The following is a 16,430-nucleotide window of genomic DNA, read 5'->3' as shown; positions in this document are numbered from 1 at the left end:
TTCGTCACCTGAGGGCTGGCGGTCAATTTATAAGAAATTGGCCTCCAGCCCTTGTTCTATAAGCGCGAGCAGCTATTTTTATAATAGTAGCGTGATGATCGGCCCACGCCTCAGCGTGTCAGCGCCATGAACAGTTTTGGCAACTGCTCGGGCAGTCGGGCAATGTTGTCGATCACCGTGTACTGCTTGCCAAAGATGTCGCTCACATAGGTGTCTGCGGCGGCATCCAGATTGATGCAGTAGGTAAAGATGCCCTGGTTGTCCAGCTCGCGCACCGCTACTTTGGCGTCTTCAATCAGCATGCGCTCGTCTTTCACATCAATATCTGCGGGTTGGCCGTCGGTCAGCACCAGCAGCAGTTTTTTGTCAGCGGCTTGGGTGCCCAACGTGCGGGCGGCATGGCGCATGGCTGCGCCCATGCGCGTGCTGTAACCCGCCTGCATGGCGGCTAGGCGCGCTTTGACATCATCACCCCAGTTTTCGCCAAAGCCCTTGATGTGCAAGTAGCGCACGTCGTGGCGGGTATTTGAGTGAAAACCGGCAATCGCCAGCGGGTCACCCAGCTGCTGCACGGCCCAGGCCAGCAAGGACACGGCTTCCTGGCTCAGTTGCAGCACCGTTTGTTCGCAGCCATGCGCCTTTTCACCGAGCGACTGCGACAAGTCCAGCAGCAGGGTCACAGCGATGCTGCGGCCATCGGTGGTGTGGCTCATGTTGATGCGCGGGTCGGGCTGGCTGCCACTTTTCAGGTCGATGAGTGAGCGAATCGCCACGTCAAGGTCCAGCTCGCTGCCGTCTTCCTGAAAACGAACACGCACCTTGTCTTGCGGTTTGAGCAAATCGAGCAGGCGTTTCAGGCGCTTGGACAAGGCGCTGTGTTTGGCCAGCAGCGCGTCAATGTCAGCCGGGTTGCCGCCAGGGTGCAAGCGCTCGTACAGGCTCACCCAGTCGGGGCGCATGGTCTGGCTGCTGTAGTCCCACTCGGGGTAATGTCGTGGCGGCAGCGTTTGCAACTCGTTGGTCGACACCTCTTGGCGGTGTTGCTCGAAGGTTTCTTCGTCGTCGCTGAGTTCGTGAAAGCGCCATAGGTGGCGGTTGTCGTCGCGGTAGTCGACTTCGGTGTCCTGAAACCAGGTGTCGGGCAGGCGGTCGCTTTGCAGGCTGGTTTTGGCGAGATAGCCAAGCGCAAGGCCAGCGATCTCGGTGGTGTTGGACTCGCCTTGCGCCAGCAGCGCGTGAAAGCGTTGTACCCAGTCGGCCAGTGCTGGTGTCTCGAAACGTTTGGGTGGGTCCAGCAGGGCGCGTGACAACATCGCCAGACGGTGCCGCAGGCAGGAATGGGTGGCCGGATTGCAGGCACCCGCCACGGGTGTGGGGTGCAGGGCCGAGTAAATGCGCCGCATGCCGGGGTAGTCGCGCAGCGTCAGAAAATCCATGCGCGCGTCTTCAAAACACTCAATTGTCAGGCGCTGCGCCGGGCTGAAGTTGTCGGCAAAGATGGCAATGCTCCAGCGCCGGTGCGCCGACATATGAGCCAGTGCGGCGCGGTAACGGTCCATGCCGCTGATGCCTGAGCGCTCGTCATAGACGTCAGGCAGGCGCATGCCGTAGGCGTCAAAGTAGGGCATGGGCTGGCGCTGTACGTCAAAGGTGGTGGAGTAGGGCACCAGCACGTCGCTCATATGCCACAGCGCTTTTAGGTACAAATCCAGCGCGCGGGTATGGTCCATCAGCAGCGTGCCATGGCGCTCGCGTTGTAGCACGGCACGGCTGTCGGCCGAGCTCAGGCTGAAAAAATCGCGCTGCTGCTCAGGGTGGTGGCTGTAGTTGCGGATGCCGTAATTCACCCAGTTGCTCAAGCCCTGCAAGCTTAAAGCACCCAGCAGCAGCGGCGCCTTGTCAAAAAACACCGCCAGGCTCGGGCTGGCGTAGGTTTTGTGGATGCCGTGGATCGAGCCGCTGGTGCGCTCCAGCAGCAGCAGGCACAAGTCCATGTAGTGCTGTAACTGTTTCTGGGTAGGCAAGCGCCGCGCCACCGCGGCCAGGGTTTGCAAAAACGGGGCAATGGCTTTGCCGTTGGGCGACTTGTTGATCAGCCGCAGCGTGTGCATGACGGCATTCAGCGCGTCTTCACCCACGCTGCGCGCGATCGGCGGCCATTCTTGCAAGAAGATCAGCGCGGGTGCCACGCCGCGGCCCATCTTGCCTAGAAAGCGCGCCTGGGTCAGAAACTCGTCCAGACCCTCGGCACTGAGCTTGGCGTGCGCCTCGGCCATGCAGGACTCGAACACATTGTCAATTTCGACAAAACTGCAGTCGAGTTGCCTGCGCCAGGCCTGCAAGCGCTCAGAGCCCAAGTCGGCAGGGCTGCTGATGTCAGCCAGGGCGCTCATGATGCTCAGCCGAAAATAGCGTCAACCGCATGGTCGAGCGTGGCGCGGATGTCGGCATCGTCGGTGATCGGGCGCACCAAGGCCATGCGGCAGGCATCTGTTGGCGCGACTGCGCCGTTGATCAAGGTGGCGGCATACACCAGCAGCCGGGTAGAAATGCCTTCGTCCAGCCCGTGGCCTTTTAGTGCGCGAGCCACCCCACCTACTTTGACCAGCCGGGTGGCATCGGCTAGTGGGATGCCAGTTTCTGTGGCGATGATGCGTGCTTCCAGCTCAGGCGCGGGGTAATCAAAGTCAAAGCCGACAAAGCGCTGCTTGGTGCTTTGCTTGAGGTCTTTCATCAGGCTTTGGTAGCCTGGGTTGTAAGAGATGACGAGTTGAAAGTCCGGGTGCGCCTGAAGCAATTCGCCCTTTTTGTCGATTGGCAACTGGCGGCGGTGGTCGGTGAGCGGGTGGATGACCACCGTGGTGTCTTGGCGGGCTTCGACGATTTCGTCCAGGTAGCAAATGGCGCCAATGCGCGCTGCGGTGGTCAGCGGACCATCGAGCCAGCGGGTGCCGTTGGCTTCCAACAGATAACGGCCGACCAGATCGCTGGCGGTCATGTCTTCGTTGCATGCCACGGTGATCAGCGGCTTGCCCAGCTTCCAGGCCATGTATTCAATAAAACGCGATTTGCCGCAGCCGGTAGGGCCCTTGACCATGACCGGCAATCTGGCTTTGTAAGCCGCCTCATAGAGCGCCACTTCGTTGGACTGCTGTTGGTAAAACGGCTCTTGGGTGATGCTGTATTGCTGTGCCAGGGTGGTCATGGTGGGTTCCTGTGTGGTCAGGTTGGAAGACTGGGTTCGGTCGGGTTTGTCTGGGGAGCTTATCGGCTATTTTCTGGTGGCCTATCGGTTTATGGGCATGGCTATGGGGGTAGTCGTGGTTTTAACCGCAGCGCGCGTCGGGTATCTGACTCCGCGGATGTCCCCCGACCCGTGCTACGCCCGGGCCTCCTCCTTGATTCCGCTGCGTCAGATACCCAACGCACGCTGCTTGGCGGTATGGTTTGCGTGCGTGATTCGAAAACCCAAATCGTCTCGGGCATGTTGTGATGGGATGTCCTGCAGAGCGTGGACTTGGGGTTTTGCCAAATCAAGGAGGAGGGAGTGGCCGCAGGCCGCTTTCGGGGGACATTCGCGGCGCAGGGCATCCCGTCGCAACGTGCCATCCACGAAAGCTGCGCTATGCCCCCGGCTCCCAAGCTTGCCCACCAAAACAACGCGGGGCAGCCTGCCGCAACAAACTACCCTGCCACCACGTTCTTACCAATGCACCGAAATGTCGCTTCGGGCGTTGTGCTTACTTATGCACGCCGAGCTTTTCGCGCCAGCCGGGGAACAGCTTGTCGGCATCACCCGGGAACGACTCGAAGGCACGGGCGAACTCTTTGTGTTCTTTGGCAAACTCGATCGGGTCAGCACCGGCTTTCCAGCACTCATACGACTGGCGCAGAGAAATCGCGCCAGCAGCGGGGCTGTCAACGTGGCCATAGGCGCCGCCACCGGATGTGTTGATCACGTTGCCGTGGCCCAGGTTCTGAAAGAAGCCTGGCAGACGCAGCGCGTTCATGCCGCCGGAGATGATCGGGGTGGTGGGCTTCATGCCATACCATTTTTGGAAGTAGACCGGGCCTTGCGCCTCGTCACGCTCGATCATGTAAGCGATGTTGCGGTCATCATTCTCACCTTCCATCTTGCCGTAGCCCATGGTGCCGACGTGGATGCCCGACGCACCTTGCAGGCGGGAAATCTTGGCCAGTACGAAAGCGGTGTAACCACGCTTGGCGCTTGGGCTGGTGATCATGCCGTGGCCAGCGCGGTGGTAATGCAGGTATTGGTTGGGGTATTGACGACGCGCTGTGGTGATCATGCCAGGGCCGCCGACGAAACCGTCGACCAGGAATGCCACCTTGTCAGCATCAGGCCCGAAAGCTTCAAGAATGAAATCGGCACGAGCCAACATTTCGTAGTGATCGTCAGCCGTGATGTTGGCCGAGAAAATCTTCGCCTGACCGGTTTCGTCCATCGCGCGCTTCATCGCGTCGTAGACCAGCGGGTAAACCTTTTTCGCCGGGCAAAACACTTGGTTGCCTTGCGGTTCATCATTCTTGATGAAGTCGCCGCCCAGCCAGAACTGGTACGCCGCTGCGGCGAAGGGCTCAGGACGCAGGCCCAGCTTGGGTTTGATGATGGTGCCGGCAATATAGCCACCGTCCTTGATGGGGCGACCCAGCACGCGCCACATGTCGGAAATGTCTTTGGAGGGGCCGTCAAACAGCTGGATGGCACGCTCGGGGAAGTAAATGTCGTGAATCTTGCCGTGCTCAATGTCACCCATGCCTTGGTTGTTGCCGATGACCAAGGTCAGAATCGACACCATCATCATGCGGCCATCGGTGATGTTGCGGTCAAACAAATCCATCGGGTACGCAATGCGCATGTCTTCGGTGGCTTCGTCGATGTAGTACACCAGAGCGTCTAGGCCGCGGGTGAAGTCATCGGTGGTGCTCACTTCCACGTTGGTGCCGGTGGAGGACTCAGCCGCAAAGTGGGCGGCAGCCTCGAGGTAGCCATAACCGGCCTTTGGCTTCATCTTGTAAGCCACCAAAATGTGCTTACCATTTGTGATGAGGTCTTCTTCCTTGAGGCTTAGGTCTGCGTAGCGGTTTGATTGATCCATGGGTTAACTCCTGTGGGTTCGTCGGGTTGGTGATGGGCTGAACTATAGACAGGCTTATTCATCATGAAAATTCAAATAAATTACCAATCAAATCAGGATTTTCTGATGAATGCGGGTTTTTGGTGCTTGCTGCAACGCTCGCGCAGGTTCTCGCCAGAAACCCTGCCCGACCCGGACAGACCCCGGACAGATTCACAGACAATCGTTCGTTATTTGTCCCTTAGCTTGTAGTCTCAAAGGAGCCGTTCATGCCCATCGTCGTGTTCAACCAAAAAGGGGGTGTTGGCAAGTCCACCATCACTTGCAACCTGGCCGCCATCAGTGCCAGCCAGGGTCTGCGCACCCTCGTGATTGACCTGGACCCGCAAGGCAACTCGACCAGCTACCTGCTCGGCTGCGTCACGGCAGAAGACCAACCCACCGTTGCAGACTTCTTTGAGCACGCCCTGAGCTACAGTTTCAAGAGCAAGCCGGCGACTGATTTTGTGCTGGAGACGCCATTTGAAAACCTGGATCTGATGGCCTCCAGCCCAGCACTCAATGAACTTCTGGTCAAACTCGAATCGCGTCAGAAAATCTACAAGTTGCGCGAGGCGTTACAACAACTGGGCGAAACCTATGACCGGATTTACATCGACACTGCCCCGGCACTGAACTTTTACACCCGCGCCGCGCTGATCGGCGCCACCGGCTGCCTGATCCCGTTTGACTGCGACAGCTTTTCGCGCCAGGCGCTCTACACCCTGCTGGAGAACGTGCAGGAAATCCGCGCTGACCACAACCCCGGCTTGCAGGTGGACGGCATCGTCGTCAACCAGTTCCAGTTGCGTGCCAACCTGCCGCAGCGCATGGTGGACGAGCTGATTGCGCAAGGCCTGCCTGTGCTGCAGCCGTATTTGCCATCGTCGGTGCGTATCCGCGAGTCGCATGAGCAGAGCCTGCCCATGATCTACCTCGACCCCAACCACAAGATCACGCTGGCTTTTGTCGAGCTGCACGACGCGTTGCGCGCCTGAGACGCAACGGCGCAGCTGCCGTGTTTGGCAGCTGCCTGTCTGGTTTTACACCCGCCGGGCCCACGGGCCCAAGGCGAGTCGCTCGATGGCGCAGATGTCGCGCCCAAACCGTGCCGACTTCAAAAGAGAGTGTTCAAGCAAGCCAAAGCGCACAGCGTTGGCGTAGTTGGCGCGGGCCAGGTCAAAGGGCAGGCCCAGCATCAGGCGCAAGGTGTGCCAAGTGGGTTGCTGCAGTGCTGTGTTTGTCATGTTAGTTTCCTTCAAGAACAAATTTGCTGCAGTGCAGTATAGGGTTAACCCTAACAACCTCCAAGCGGGGTGGGTTACGTCCGGGTAAAAACCCCGCCTCGGTTGCTGCACCAATCCTTCGCCGCCTTAGCTCCAGGTATCCATCAGCGCGCCACCTTGCTCTAAGAGGAACGCCTTGAACGCGTTCGTGGCGGGCGACAGTTTTTTGTGTTTCAGGTGCGTCACATACCAGTGGTTCATCTGTGGCAAGCCCTGCACATCCAGCAGGGCAATGTAGCCGCCGGCCAGCTCGTGGCGGATGGTGCGCATGGACAAAAAGCTCAGACCCATGCCGGCCATCACCGCCTGTTTGATGGTTTCGTTGCTGGGCAACCCCATCGCGATCTTCACCGGCATGTGGTGCTCGTCAAACAGGCGATGCATGGCTGCACGCGTGCCCGAGCCCTCTTCGCGCACCACAAAGCTGTAGTCGGCCAGCGCACTGAAAGGGAGGTTTTTGCGCCGCGCCAGCGGGTGGTCGGGCGGGGCCACCATCACAAGCGGGTTGGTGGCAAACACCGAGGCTTCGCAGTCTAGGTGGCTGGGCGAGCGGCCCATCACCACCAGGTCGGCCTCGTTGCGCACCATCAATGCCAATACGTTGTCGCGGTTGTCAATATTGAGTTTCACCTCAATGCCGGGGTGCAACTTGGTAAAGCGCACTAACAGCATCGGGATAAAGTATTTGGAGGTGCTGACCACCGCCAGGTCTAGCCGACCTTTTTTCAGCCCCACGTGTTCGGCCATCAGCGCTTCCAGGTCTTTGAACTGCCCCATGGCGTTGGCGGCACAGGTCAGAAACGCCTCGCCAGCTGCGGTGAGCTGAATGTTGCGCCCCAGCGGCTCCACCAGCGCCAGACCAAAAGCGTCTTCGAGCTGGCGGATTTGCATTGACACCGCTGGCTGGGTAACAAACAGCCGCTCAGCTGCTTTGGACACTGAGCGCTGGCGCGCCACTTCCATGAAGGTCTGGATCTGCTTTATGGTGTAGGGGCGCACAGCGGTGTTCCTTGATCTCATCAGGCGTTACTGATGATTTTTGAATAAAACGTGATTAGAGATTATGAGTTAGGCCGATTAAAGTCAACCCACGCGGCACATTTTTCGGTACCCACGCGCTCAACAAAGGACACTTTCACATGACCACTGATGCTCTTCAAGCCTTGATTTTCGATGTGGACGGCACGCTGGCCGACACTGAGAGCGTGCACATGGCGGCGTTCAATCACGCGTTTGCCGAGTTGGGTCTGGACTGGGTCTGGACGCCCGAGATCTACACCCAGTTGCTGGAGATCTCTGGCGGCAAGGAGCGCATCCTGCACTACTGGAAGCAGCGCAACCCAGACGTCAAAGAGCTTGACGCCAACGCTTTGACTGACCGGATCAACCGCATGCATGAGCTCAAGACCGCCGCATATGAGAGTGCAATCAACGCTGGCGCAGTCGCTTTGCGCCCCGGGGTGCTTGAGCTGATGGATGAAGCGCTGAGTGAAGGCCTGCAGTTGGCCATTGCCACCACCACCTCGCCGGTGAATATTGCCGCCTTACTGCGCCGGGCCATCGGTCCGGACTGGCGGCTGAACTTCGCCGCCATTGGTGATGCGTCGACCGCTCCGATCAAAAAACCGCATCCGCAGGTGTATTTGCAGATGCTTGACGCGCTGCAACTGCCGGCCGCGCACTGCCTGGCTTTTGAAGACTCCAGCAACGGCCTGCGCGCCGCCACCGCAGCCGGTTTGCAGACCATCGTGACCCCCAGCGCCTTCACCTCGCACCATGACTTCAGCGGTGCGTTGCGCGTTGTGCCTGACTTGAGCCATGTCACGGTGGCCCAGTTGCGCGAATGGCAAAATTCTGCGCGGGCCTGACACCCACCCGATCGCTTGCGCGTTTCTCAACTTTTCTGAAGGCTTCCCTCATGAGCTCAACACCCACCTTGCGTCTGGCCCCGTCGATTTTGTCGGCCGATTTTTCCCGTCTGGGCGAAGAAGTGCGCGCTATCGAGGCCGCTGGTTGTGACCTGGTGCACTTTGACGTGATGGACAACCATTACGTGCCCAATCTGACCATTGGTCCGCTGGTGTGTGAGGCCATTCGTCCGCATGTGAGCATTCCGATTGACGTGCATCTGATGGTGGAGCCGGTGGACGCGATCATTCCGCTGTTTGCCAAGGCCGGCGCCAACATCATCACCTTCCACCCCGAGGCCTCCAAGCACGTTGACCGCAGCCTGTCGATGATTCGCGAGCTGGGTTGCAAGGCAGGCCTGGTACTGAATCCGGCCACCTCGGTCGATGTGCTTGACCATGTCATGGACAAGCTCGACATCATTTTGCTGATGAGCGTGAACCCTGGTTTTGGTGGGCAGAAGTTCATCCCCAGCACCTTGCCGAAGCTGCGTCTGGTGCGCGCCAAGATTGACGCGCACGTGGCTGCGGGCGGCCAGCCGATCTGGCTGGAAGTCGATGGCGGCGTCAAAACCGACAACATTGCCGAGATCGTCGCCGCTGGCGCCGACACCTGTGTGGCAGGTAGCGCGGTGTTCAGCGCCCCAGATGCGGATGGTGGCTACACAACCGTTATGCAGGCTTTACGCACTGCAGCCTTGGCAGAATAAGCCTCTAGCGCTACACAATTTAAACCTTCCGGAGACTCTTCATGCCTTTGACCCTACGTTCCAATCGCTCGACACTGACGCAATTTCTGATTGAAGAGCGGCGTCGTTTCCCCAGTGCCAGCGGCGATTTCAACGCCCTGATTCTGGATGTGGCGCTGGCCTGCAAGGGCATTGCCAAGGCGGTGGCCTATGGCGAGCTGGCGGGTGTCATGGGCAACCACTCGGCTGAAGAAGGCGGCACGGTCAATGTGCAAGGCGAAACGCAAAAGACCCTTGATGTGCTCTCTAACGATGTGTTCATGCGTCGCACCGAGTGGTCGGGCAACCTGGCGGGCATGGCCTCTGAAGAGATGGACGACCCCTACCAGATCCCCAAGCTGTTCCCGCGTGGCAACTACCTGATTGTGTTTGACCCGCTGGACGGTTCCAGCAACATCGATGTGAACGTGTCGGTGGGCAGTATTTTCAGCATCCTGCGCGCGCCTCAAGACGTGATCGACTCCGGTCGCGATGTGGTCGATACCGACTTTTTCCAGTCCGGCAGTCAGCAAGTGGCGGCTGGCTACGCGCTATATGGCCCAACCACCATGATGGTGCTGACCGTGGGTGGCGGCGTCAACGGCTTCACGCTGGACCCGAATCTGGGTGAGTTCATGCTGACCCACCCGAAGATGCACATTCCTGAAGACACCCATGAGTTCGCCATCAACGCCTCCAACTCACGCTTCTGGGAAGCGCCGGTGACCCGTTATGTGGACGAGTGCCTTGCGGGCAAAACCGGCGCGCGTGGCAAAGACTTCAATATGCGCTGGATTGCCTCGATGGTGGCTGAAGCGCACCGTATTCTGATGCGCGGTGGCGTTTTCCTGTATCCGCGCGACACCAAAGATGCATCCAAACCCGGCCGTCTGCGTCTTTTGTACGAGGCCAACCCGGTCGGCATGATCATGGAGCAGGCGGGTGGCCGCGCCTCCACTGGCGAGATGCCCATGCTGGACGTGCTGCCCACCAGCCTGCACCAGCGCATTGGTTTTGTGTTCGGCTCCAAAAACGAAGTCGACCGCATTGAGCGCTACCACCGTGAGCCTCTGAAGGCTGAGGAAAAAAACCCGCTGTTTGCCGAGCGCAGCCTGTTCCGTGACTGATCGACCCTTGAATGCTTCGAATTAAATAGCTGTTGGCCCAATGAAATCAAGGGCTAAGAGCCTATTTTCCATTTAACAATCCCAGGAGACACGCACCATGTCCATTCGCCACCCCATCATCGCCATCACCGGCTCCAGCGGCGCTGGCACCACTTCGGTGACTCGCACGTTCGACTATATTTTCCGCCGCGAAAAAATCACCGCTGTAGTGATCGAAGGCGATAGTTTTCACCGCTTTGATCGCAAGGAGATGAAAGTCGCCGCCGCTGAAGCCGAAGCCACTGGTAACAAGCACTTCAGCCACTTCGGCCCCGAGAACAACCTTTTTGCCGAACTGGAGTCGCTGTTCTCCAGCTACGCCGAAAGCGGCTCCGGCAAGCGCCGCAAGTACTTGCACGACCTGGAGGAAGCCGCTCCTTTCCAGCAGGACCCTGGCACCTTCACGCCCTGGGAAGACGTGCCCAGCGGCACCGACCTGCTTTTCTACGAGGGCCTGCACGGCGCGGTGGTCACCGACGAGGTGAACATCGCCAAGCACCCTGATCTGCTGATCGGCGTGGTGCCGGTCATCAATCTGGAGTGGATTCAGAAGATTTACCGCGACAAGAAGATGCGCGGCTACAGCACCGAAGCGGTGACCGACACCATCCTGCGCCGCATGCCCGACTATGTGCACTACATCTGCCCACAGTTCATGCACACCCATGTGAACTTCCAGCGCGTGCCGATGGTGGACACCAGCAACCCGTTTATCGCCCGCGACATTCCCAGTGCTGACGAGAGCATGGTCGTCATCCGCTTCAGCAACCCCAAAGGCATCGACTTCCAGTACCTGCTCAACATGATTGACGGCAGCTTTATGAGCCGCGCCAACACCATCGTGGTCCCCGGCGGCAAGATGGAACTGTCGATGCAACTCATCTTCACCCCGTTCGTCTGGCGCATGATGGAGCGTCAGAAGAAGGCAGGCTGAAGCGGTGCCAGCGGCTGGTCCAGTGTCACCGCGCCACGCGCGTCACCGGCCGATTTGAATTTCCTGTCGCTTAACTGACTAAGATAGAGGGCTAGGCACCCGCCGAGAGAGCAGGGCCTGACCTTGACCTCCTCCACAACTTACCCATAACGAATCATGACAACACCCACTCCTGAATTTGCCAAACAGATGGCTAATGCCATCCGCATGCTGGCCGTTGATGCTGTTGAAAAAGCCAAGTCCGGCCACCCTGGCGCACCTATGGGCATGGCTGACATTGCCGAAGTGCTGTGGAACCGCCACCTCAAGCACAACCCGGCCAACCCGCATTGGGCCGACCGCGACCGATTTGTGCTCTCCAATGGCCATGGCTCAATGCTGATTTACGCGTTGCTGCACCTCACCGGCTACGACCTGCCGATGAGCGAGCTGCAAAACTTCCGCCAGTTGCACAGCAAAACTGCTGGCCACCCCGAAGTGGGTGTGACCCCCGGCGTAGAAACCACCACCGGCCCGCTGGGCCAGGGCGTCACCAACGCCGTAGGCATGGCCTTGGCCGAGAAGCTGCTGGCCGCCGAATTCAACAAGGCTGACCACGCCATCGTTGACCATTTCACCTACGCCTTTGTGGGCGACGGCTGCCTGATGGAAGGCATCAGCCACGAAGCCTGCTCGCTGGCGGGCACGCTGCGCCTGTCCAAGCTGATCGCGTTTTATGACGACAACGGCATCAGCATTGACGGCCATGTGGAAGGCTGGTTCACCGACGACACGCCCAAACGCTTCGAAGCCTATGGCTGGAACGTGATCGCCGCCGTAGACGGCCACAGTCCTGCCGCCATTGACGCGGCAGTCAAAGCCGCCAAAGCACAAGCTGTGCTGGCCAACGGCAAGCCGACCCTGATCTGCTGCAAAACCGTCATTGGCATGGGCTCGCCCAACAAGGCTGGCACGCATGACGTGCACGGCGCAGCATTGGGCGCGGCTGAAGTGGCCGCCACCCGCGAAGCCTTGGGCTGGACGGCGGCACCGTTTGAAATCCCGGCGGACATTGCCACCGCCTGGAACGCCGTGGCCCGTGGTGTGTCTGCCGAACACGCCTGGGACGCACGTTTTGCCGCCTACAGTGCCGCTTATCCTGCAGAAGCTGCCGAGTTCACCCGCCGCATGGCTGGGGACCTGTCCGCTGACTTTGCCGAGAAACTGCCCGGTTTGCTCGAAGGTATTGCCGCCAACGCCACCGCCTTTGCGTCCCGCAAATCCAGCCAGAACGCACTTGACGCGATTGCACCGCTGTTGCCCGAGTTCTTTGGCGGCAGCGCTGATTTAACCGGCTCCAACCTGACCAACTTCAAGGGTTGCGTCAAGGCGGGCCGCGACAAATGGGGCAACCACTTGAGCTACGGCGTGCGCGAGTTCGGCATGGCCGCCATCATGAACGGCATCACCCTGCACGGTGGCTACATTCCCTACGGTGGCACTTTCCTGACCTTCAGCGACTACAGCCGCAATGCGATTCGCATGGCGGCACTGATGAAGATTCGCGTCATCCATGTCTTCACCCATGATTCGATTGGTTTGGGCGAAGACGGCCCCACGCACCAAAGCATTGAGCACATTCCCAGCCTGCGGATCATCCCTGGACTGGACGTGTGGCGCCCGGCCGACGGCCTGGAAACCGCTGTGGCCTGGGCGTGCGCGGTGGAGCGCAAGGATGGTCCCAGCGCGCTGTGCCTGTCGCGCCAAAACCTGCCGCGCCTGACCGACGTCAGCATGGTGGAGAAGATCCGTAAGGGCGGCTATATCCTGTCCGACATGGAAAACTTCCAAGCAGTTATCGTGTCCACCGGTTCCGAGCTGGAAATTGCCATGAAGGCACAGGCCGAACTGGCCGCTGACGGCATTGCGACCCGCGTGGTGTCGATGCCCTCTACCAATGTCTTTGACCGTCAGAGCAATGCCTACCAAGAAAAGGTGATTCCATACAACACGCCCTCGTTGGCGATTGAAGCGGCGCACCCGGATTTCTGGCGCAAGTATGTTGGCCGCCATGGTGTGGTGATCGGCATGCCAACCTTTGGCGAGTCGGCCCCAGCGCCCAAGCTGTATCAGCACTTTGGCATCACCGTGGAGCGGGTGGTGAAAAACATTCGCACCATCGTGCACCGCGCCGCCAGCAAGCGCGCCGAGCCGCTGCCCGATAGCGTGATTCCATCTACCAATTAAAGGGGGTTTATGTCTGGTTTTGATCTGGTCATGTTTGACCTGGACGGCACGCTGGTGGAGACAGCGCCGGAAATCATGGATGCGGTCAACGATGCCTTGCAGCGCTTTAGCTTGCCCGAGGTGACGCAAAAGCAGGTGGATGATTGGATTGGCCACGGCACGCTGGAATTGCTGGTGAAGGCGCTGGCGCAGATCACCGGCTTCGCCCCGGAGACCGTGCGCGCGAGTGCGCTGCTGAATCAGATTGTGCCGGTGTACAACATGGCCTATAACGCGCGCTGCGGCACCCGCAGCCACCTGTATCCGCAGGTGCGCGAGACCTTGGTGGCGCTGCGCGAGCAGCGCGCCCGGCTGGTAGTGGTGACCAACAAGGAGAGCCGTTACACCCAAGTGGTGCTCGACGTTCACCAGATCACCAGCCTGTTTGACATGGTCATCAGCGGCGACACCTTTGCCACCAAAAAACCCAGCCCGGTGGGCGTCAATAGTTGCCTAGAGCGGTTTTCCGTGGCGCCAGAGCGCGCGCTGTTTGTGGGTGACTCCAGCATCGACGTGGCGACGGCGCGCGCGGCGGGCGTGCCGGTGTGGATGCTGCCGTATGGCTACAACATGGGTGAGCCGATTGCAGCCTGCGCACCAGACCGCGTCATCCAGGATATTTCTTTGCTACTGAATGCATAGCTGCTTGCGCAACAGGTGTAAGGTCTAGAGGCTATTTTCTTTCTTTTTTTATTAGGGGATTTACATGACCATCAAAATTGGGATCAATGGCTTTGGCCGCATCGGGCGCATGGTGTTTCGCGCCGCAGTGCAAAACTTTGATGACATCGAAATCGTTGCTATCAACGACCTGCTGGAGCCTGATTACCTGGCCTACATGCTGAAGTACGACAGCGTGCATGGCCGCTTCAAGGGCGAAATCTCGGTCGACGCGGGCACCCTGGTGGTCAACGGCAAACGCATTCGCCTGACGCAAGAGCGCGACCCGGCCAACCTGAAGTGGGGCGAGGTGGGCGCAGACGTGGTCATCGAATGCACCGGCCTGTTTCTGGACAAGGTTACCGCGCAAAAACACATTGACGCCGGTGCCCGCAAGGTGCTGCTGTCGGCCCCCAGCAAGGACGACACCCCGATGTTTGTCTATGGCGTGAACCATGCCACCTACGCTGGTGAGGCCATTTTGAGCAACGCCTCTTGCACCACCAACTGCCTGGCCCCCGTGGCCAAGGTGTTAAACGACAAATGGGGCATCAAGCGCGGCCTGATGACCACCATCCACGCGGCCACCGCCACGCAAAAAACCGTCGACGGCCCCAGCAACAAAGACTGGCGCGGCGGCCGTGGCATTTTGGAAAACATCATCCCCAGCAGCACCGGTGCCGCCAAGGCGGTGGGTGTGGTCATTCCTGAGCTCAACAAAAAGCTCACCGGCATGTCGTTTCGTGTGCCCACCAGTGACGTGAGCGTGGTCGACCTGACCTGCGAGCTGAATAACCCTGCCACCCTGGCCGAGATCTGCGCCGAGATGAAGGCCCAGTCTGAAGGCGCCATGAAGGGCGTGCTGGGTTTCACCACCGACAAAGTGGTGTCCACCGACTTCCGTGGCGAGCCTTGCACCAGCGTGTTTGACGCAGACGCCTGCATTGCCCTGGACACTACTTTTGTCAAGGTGGTAGCCTGGTACGACAACGAGTGGGGCTACTCCAACAAGTGCCTTGACATGGCCCGAGTAGCCGCTTTGCACAAAGGAGCCTGAGCATGAAAGTAGTACGTTTTGCCGATGTGATTGCCAATGGTGACGCCAAGGGCAAGCGGGTGTTTATCCGCGCCGACCTGAATGTGCCGCAGGACAAGGACGGCAACATCACCGAAGACACCCGTATCCGCGCCAGCGTGCCATGTATCAAGATGGCGCTGGATGCCGGTGCTGCCGTCATGGTCACCAGTCACCTGGGCCGCCCCACTGAGGGCGAGTTCAAAGCCGAAGACTCTTTGGCCCCGGTGGCCAAGCGCCTGGGCGAACTGCTGGGCTTTGAGGTGCCAGTGGTGGCCAACTGGGTCGACGGTGTGGACGTCAAGCCGGGTCAACTGGTGATTCTGGAAAACTGCCGTGTCAACAAAGGCGAAAAGAAAAACGCATCTGAGCTGGCCCACAAGCTGGCCGCGCTGTGCGATGTGTTTGTGCACGACGCCTTTGGCACTGCGCACCGCGCTGAAGGCACCACTTACGGCATTGCCCAGTTTGCCCCAATCGCCTGTGCTGGCCCCTTGCTGGCGGCTGAAATGGACGCCATCCACACCGCGCTGGCCAACCCCAAGCGCCCACTGGTGGCCATCGTGGCGGGCAGCAAAGTCAGCACCAAGCTGAGCATCTTGCAAGCACTGGCGAAAAATGTGGACCAGCTCATTGTGGGTGGCGGCATTGCCAACACCTTCATGCTGGCAGCCGGGCTGAAGATCGGCAACAGCTTGGCCGAGCCGACGCTGATTGACGAAGCCACCGCCGTGATCGCGGCCATGAAGGCGCGTGGCGCGGAAGTGCCGATCCCGACTGACGTGGTCTGTGCCAAAACCTTTGCTGCCGATGCGGTGGCCACTGTGAAAGCCGCCACCGACGTGGCAGATGACGACCTGATTCTGGACATTGGCCCGGTGACGGCTGCCAAGCTGGCCGAGCAGATCAAGGCGGCTGGCACCATCGTCTGGAACGGCCCGGTGGGTGTGTTTGAGTTCCCGGCGTTCGAGAACGGCACCAAAACCATTGCCATGGCGATTGCCGAGTCCGACGCTTTCAGCATTGCCGGCGGCGGCGACACCCTGGCGGCCATTGCCCAGTACGGCATCGAGAAAGACATCGGCTACATCTCCACTGGCGGTGGCGCCTTCCTAGAAGTGCTTGAAGGCAAGACCCTACCGGCGTTTGAGATTTTGCAAAAGCGCGCTGAAGGCTGATGAACAGACAGCGTAGCAGGCTGATTAGTCTGCTATGCTAAAAATAGCTGGTCGCGCTTTATCCATAAGGGCTAGAGCCCAATTTCTTATATA

General features: G+C 59.4%; 14 protein-coding genes. 9 read left to right on the top strand and 5 right to left on the bottom strand.

Translation table 11 applies throughout. The features are described 5' to 3' along the window. Window positions 1-110: 110 nt before the first annotated feature. The 3 genes from BLL52_RS00485 to BLL52_RS00475 form a co-directional block, all read right to left on the bottom strand. Window positions 111-2,393 carry a nitric oxide reductase activation protein NorD gene (locus BLL52_RS00485; RefSeq protein ID WP_075584788.1) on the bottom strand — a complete coding sequence of 761 codons (2,283 nt, stop codon included), beginning with the start codon at window positions 2,391-2,393 and terminating at the stop codon, window positions 111-113. Window positions 2,394-2,398: 5 nt separating this feature from the next. Then, complete coding sequence (locus BLL52_RS00480; protein ID WP_075584787.1) at window positions 2,399-3,205, bottom strand: CbbQ/NirQ/NorQ/GpvN family protein; 807 nt, start codon at window positions 3,203-3,205, stop codon at window positions 2,399-2,401. Window positions 3,206-3,740: 535 nt separating this feature from the next. Continuing rightward, window positions 3,741-5,120: a ribulose-bisphosphate carboxylase gene (locus tag BLL52_RS00475; RefSeq protein ID WP_075584786.1), complete on the bottom strand. Its 1,380-nt coding sequence runs from the start codon at window positions 5,118-5,120 to the stop codon at window positions 3,741-3,743. Window positions 5,121-5,368: 248 nt separating this feature from the next. Between BLL52_RS00475 and BLL52_RS00470 the strand changes: the two genes are divergently transcribed. Beyond that, entirely contained in the window at window positions 5,369-6,136 is a 768-nt protein-coding gene (locus BLL52_RS00470; RefSeq protein WP_075584785.1) for a ParA family protein, read from the top strand. A gap of 45 nt (window positions 6,137-6,181) precedes the next feature. Here the strand turns inward: BLL52_RS00470 and BLL52_RS00465 are convergent, their stop codons facing one another. Together BLL52_RS00465 and BLL52_RS00460 are read right to left on the bottom strand one after the other, a co-directional pair. After that, complete coding sequence (locus BLL52_RS00465; RefSeq protein ID WP_075584784.1) at window positions 6,182-6,385, bottom strand: hypothetical protein; 204 nt, start codon at window positions 6,383-6,385, stop codon at window positions 6,182-6,184. Between the two features lie 126 nt (window positions 6,386-6,511). After that, window positions 6,512-7,423: a LysR family transcriptional regulator gene (locus BLL52_RS00460; RefSeq protein WP_241838934.1), complete on the bottom strand. Its 912-nt coding sequence runs from the start codon at window positions 7,421-7,423 to the stop codon at window positions 6,512-6,514. A gap of 140 nt (window positions 7,424-7,563) precedes the next feature. Between BLL52_RS00460 and BLL52_RS00455 the strand changes: the two genes are divergently transcribed. From BLL52_RS00455 to BLL52_RS00420, 8 genes are all read left to right on the top strand, one after another. Next, window positions 7,564-8,292 carry an HAD-IA family hydrolase gene (locus BLL52_RS00455; protein ID WP_075584782.1) on the top strand — a complete coding sequence of 243 codons (729 nt, stop codon included), beginning with the start codon at window positions 7,564-7,566 and terminating at the stop codon, window positions 8,290-8,292. A 50-nt stretch (window positions 8,293-8,342) separates the two neighbouring features. Then, complete coding sequence (gene rpe, locus BLL52_RS00450; RefSeq protein ID WP_075584781.1) at window positions 8,343-9,041, top strand: ribulose-phosphate 3-epimerase; 699 nt, start codon at window positions 8,343-8,345, stop codon at window positions 9,039-9,041. A gap of 41 nt (window positions 9,042-9,082) precedes the next feature. Then, the gene (locus BLL52_RS00445) at window positions 9,083-10,186 is read left to right on the top strand and encodes a class 1 fructose-bisphosphatase (protein WP_075584780.1); all 1,104 of its coding nucleotides are present in this window, start codon (window positions 9,083-9,085) and stop codon (window positions 10,184-10,186) included. Window positions 10,187-10,283: 97 nt separating this feature from the next. Beyond that, window positions 10,284-11,159, top strand: coding sequence for a phosphoribulokinase (locus tag BLL52_RS00440; RefSeq protein ID WP_075584779.1), 876 nt, complete (start codon window positions 10,284-10,286; stop codon window positions 11,157-11,159). Between the two features lie 156 nt (window positions 11,160-11,315). Further along, the gene (gene tkt / locus BLL52_RS00435) at window positions 11,316-13,385 is read left to right on the top strand and encodes a transketolase (RefSeq protein ID WP_075584778.1); all 2,070 of its coding nucleotides are present in this window, start codon (window positions 11,316-11,318) and stop codon (window positions 13,383-13,385) included. Between the two features lie 9 nt (window positions 13,386-13,394). Next, window positions 13,395-14,066 (top strand): HAD-IA family hydrolase, encoded by a 672-nt coding sequence (locus BLL52_RS00430; protein ID WP_075584777.1) that lies wholly within the window; start codon window positions 13,395-13,397, stop codon window positions 14,064-14,066. Window positions 14,067-14,130: 64 nt separating this feature from the next. Further along, window positions 14,131-15,141 carry a type I glyceraldehyde-3-phosphate dehydrogenase gene (gene gap, locus BLL52_RS00425; protein WP_075584776.1) on the top strand — a complete coding sequence of 337 codons (1,011 nt, stop codon included), beginning with the start codon at window positions 14,131-14,133 and terminating at the stop codon, window positions 15,139-15,141. A 2-nt stretch (window positions 15,142-15,143) separates the two neighbouring features. After that, window positions 15,144-16,337 carry a phosphoglycerate kinase gene (locus BLL52_RS00420; protein ID WP_075584775.1) on the top strand — a complete coding sequence of 398 codons (1,194 nt, stop codon included), beginning with the start codon at window positions 15,144-15,146 and terminating at the stop codon, window positions 16,335-16,337. Window positions 16,338-16,430: the final 93 nt, after the last annotated feature.

This window comes from Rhodoferax antarcticus ANT.BR (genome assembly GCF_001938565.1).
In the GTDB taxonomy this organism is placed as follows: domain Bacteria; phylum Pseudomonadota; class Gammaproteobacteria; order Burkholderiales; family Burkholderiaceae_C; genus Rhodoferax; species Rhodoferax antarcticus.
The sequence above is the reverse complement of the archived record's forward strand: the minus strand, read 5'-3'. Positions and strand labels throughout refer to the sequence as shown.

Excerpts from the sequence above, each read along its gene's own strand:
- BLL52_RS00485 (WP_075584788.1), bottom strand. The coding sequence starts at position 2,393 with ATGAGCGCCCTGGCTGACATCAGCAGCCCTGCCGACTTGGGCTCTGAG.
- BLL52_RS00480 (WP_075584787.1), bottom strand. The coding sequence starts at position 3,205 with ATGACCACCCTGGCACAGCAATACAGCATCACCCAAGAGCCGTTTTAC.
- BLL52_RS00475 (WP_075584786.1), bottom strand. The coding sequence starts at position 5,120 with ATGGATCAATCAAACCGCTACGCAGACCTAAGCCTCAAGGAAGAAGAC.
- BLL52_RS00470 (WP_075584785.1), top strand. The coding sequence starts at position 5,369 with ATGCCCATCGTCGTGTTCAACCAAAAAGGGGGTGTTGGCAAGTCCACC.
- BLL52_RS00465 (WP_075584784.1), bottom strand. The coding sequence starts at position 6,385 with ATGACAAACACAGCACTGCAGCAACCCACTTGGCACACCTTGCGCCTG.
- BLL52_RS00455 (WP_075584782.1), top strand. The coding sequence starts at position 7,564 with ATGACCACTGATGCTCTTCAAGCCTTGATTTTCGATGTGGACGGCACG.
- rpe (WP_075584781.1), top strand. The coding sequence starts at position 8,343 with ATGAGCTCAACACCCACCTTGCGTCTGGCCCCGTCGATTTTGTCGGCC.
- BLL52_RS00445 (WP_075584780.1), top strand. The coding sequence starts at position 9,083 with ATGCCTTTGACCCTACGTTCCAATCGCTCGACACTGACGCAATTTCTG.
- BLL52_RS00440 (WP_075584779.1), top strand. The coding sequence starts at position 10,284 with ATGTCCATTCGCCACCCCATCATCGCCATCACCGGCTCCAGCGGCGCT.
- tkt (WP_075584778.1), top strand. The coding sequence starts at position 11,316 with ATGACAACACCCACTCCTGAATTTGCCAAACAGATGGCTAATGCCATC.
- BLL52_RS00430 (WP_075584777.1), top strand. The coding sequence starts at position 13,395 with ATGTCTGGTTTTGATCTGGTCATGTTTGACCTGGACGGCACGCTGGTG.
- gap (WP_075584776.1), top strand. The coding sequence starts at position 14,131 with ATGACCATCAAAATTGGGATCAATGGCTTTGGCCGCATCGGGCGCATG.
- BLL52_RS00420 (WP_075584775.1), top strand. The coding sequence starts at position 15,144 with ATGAAAGTAGTACGTTTTGCCGATGTGATTGCCAATGGTGACGCCAAG.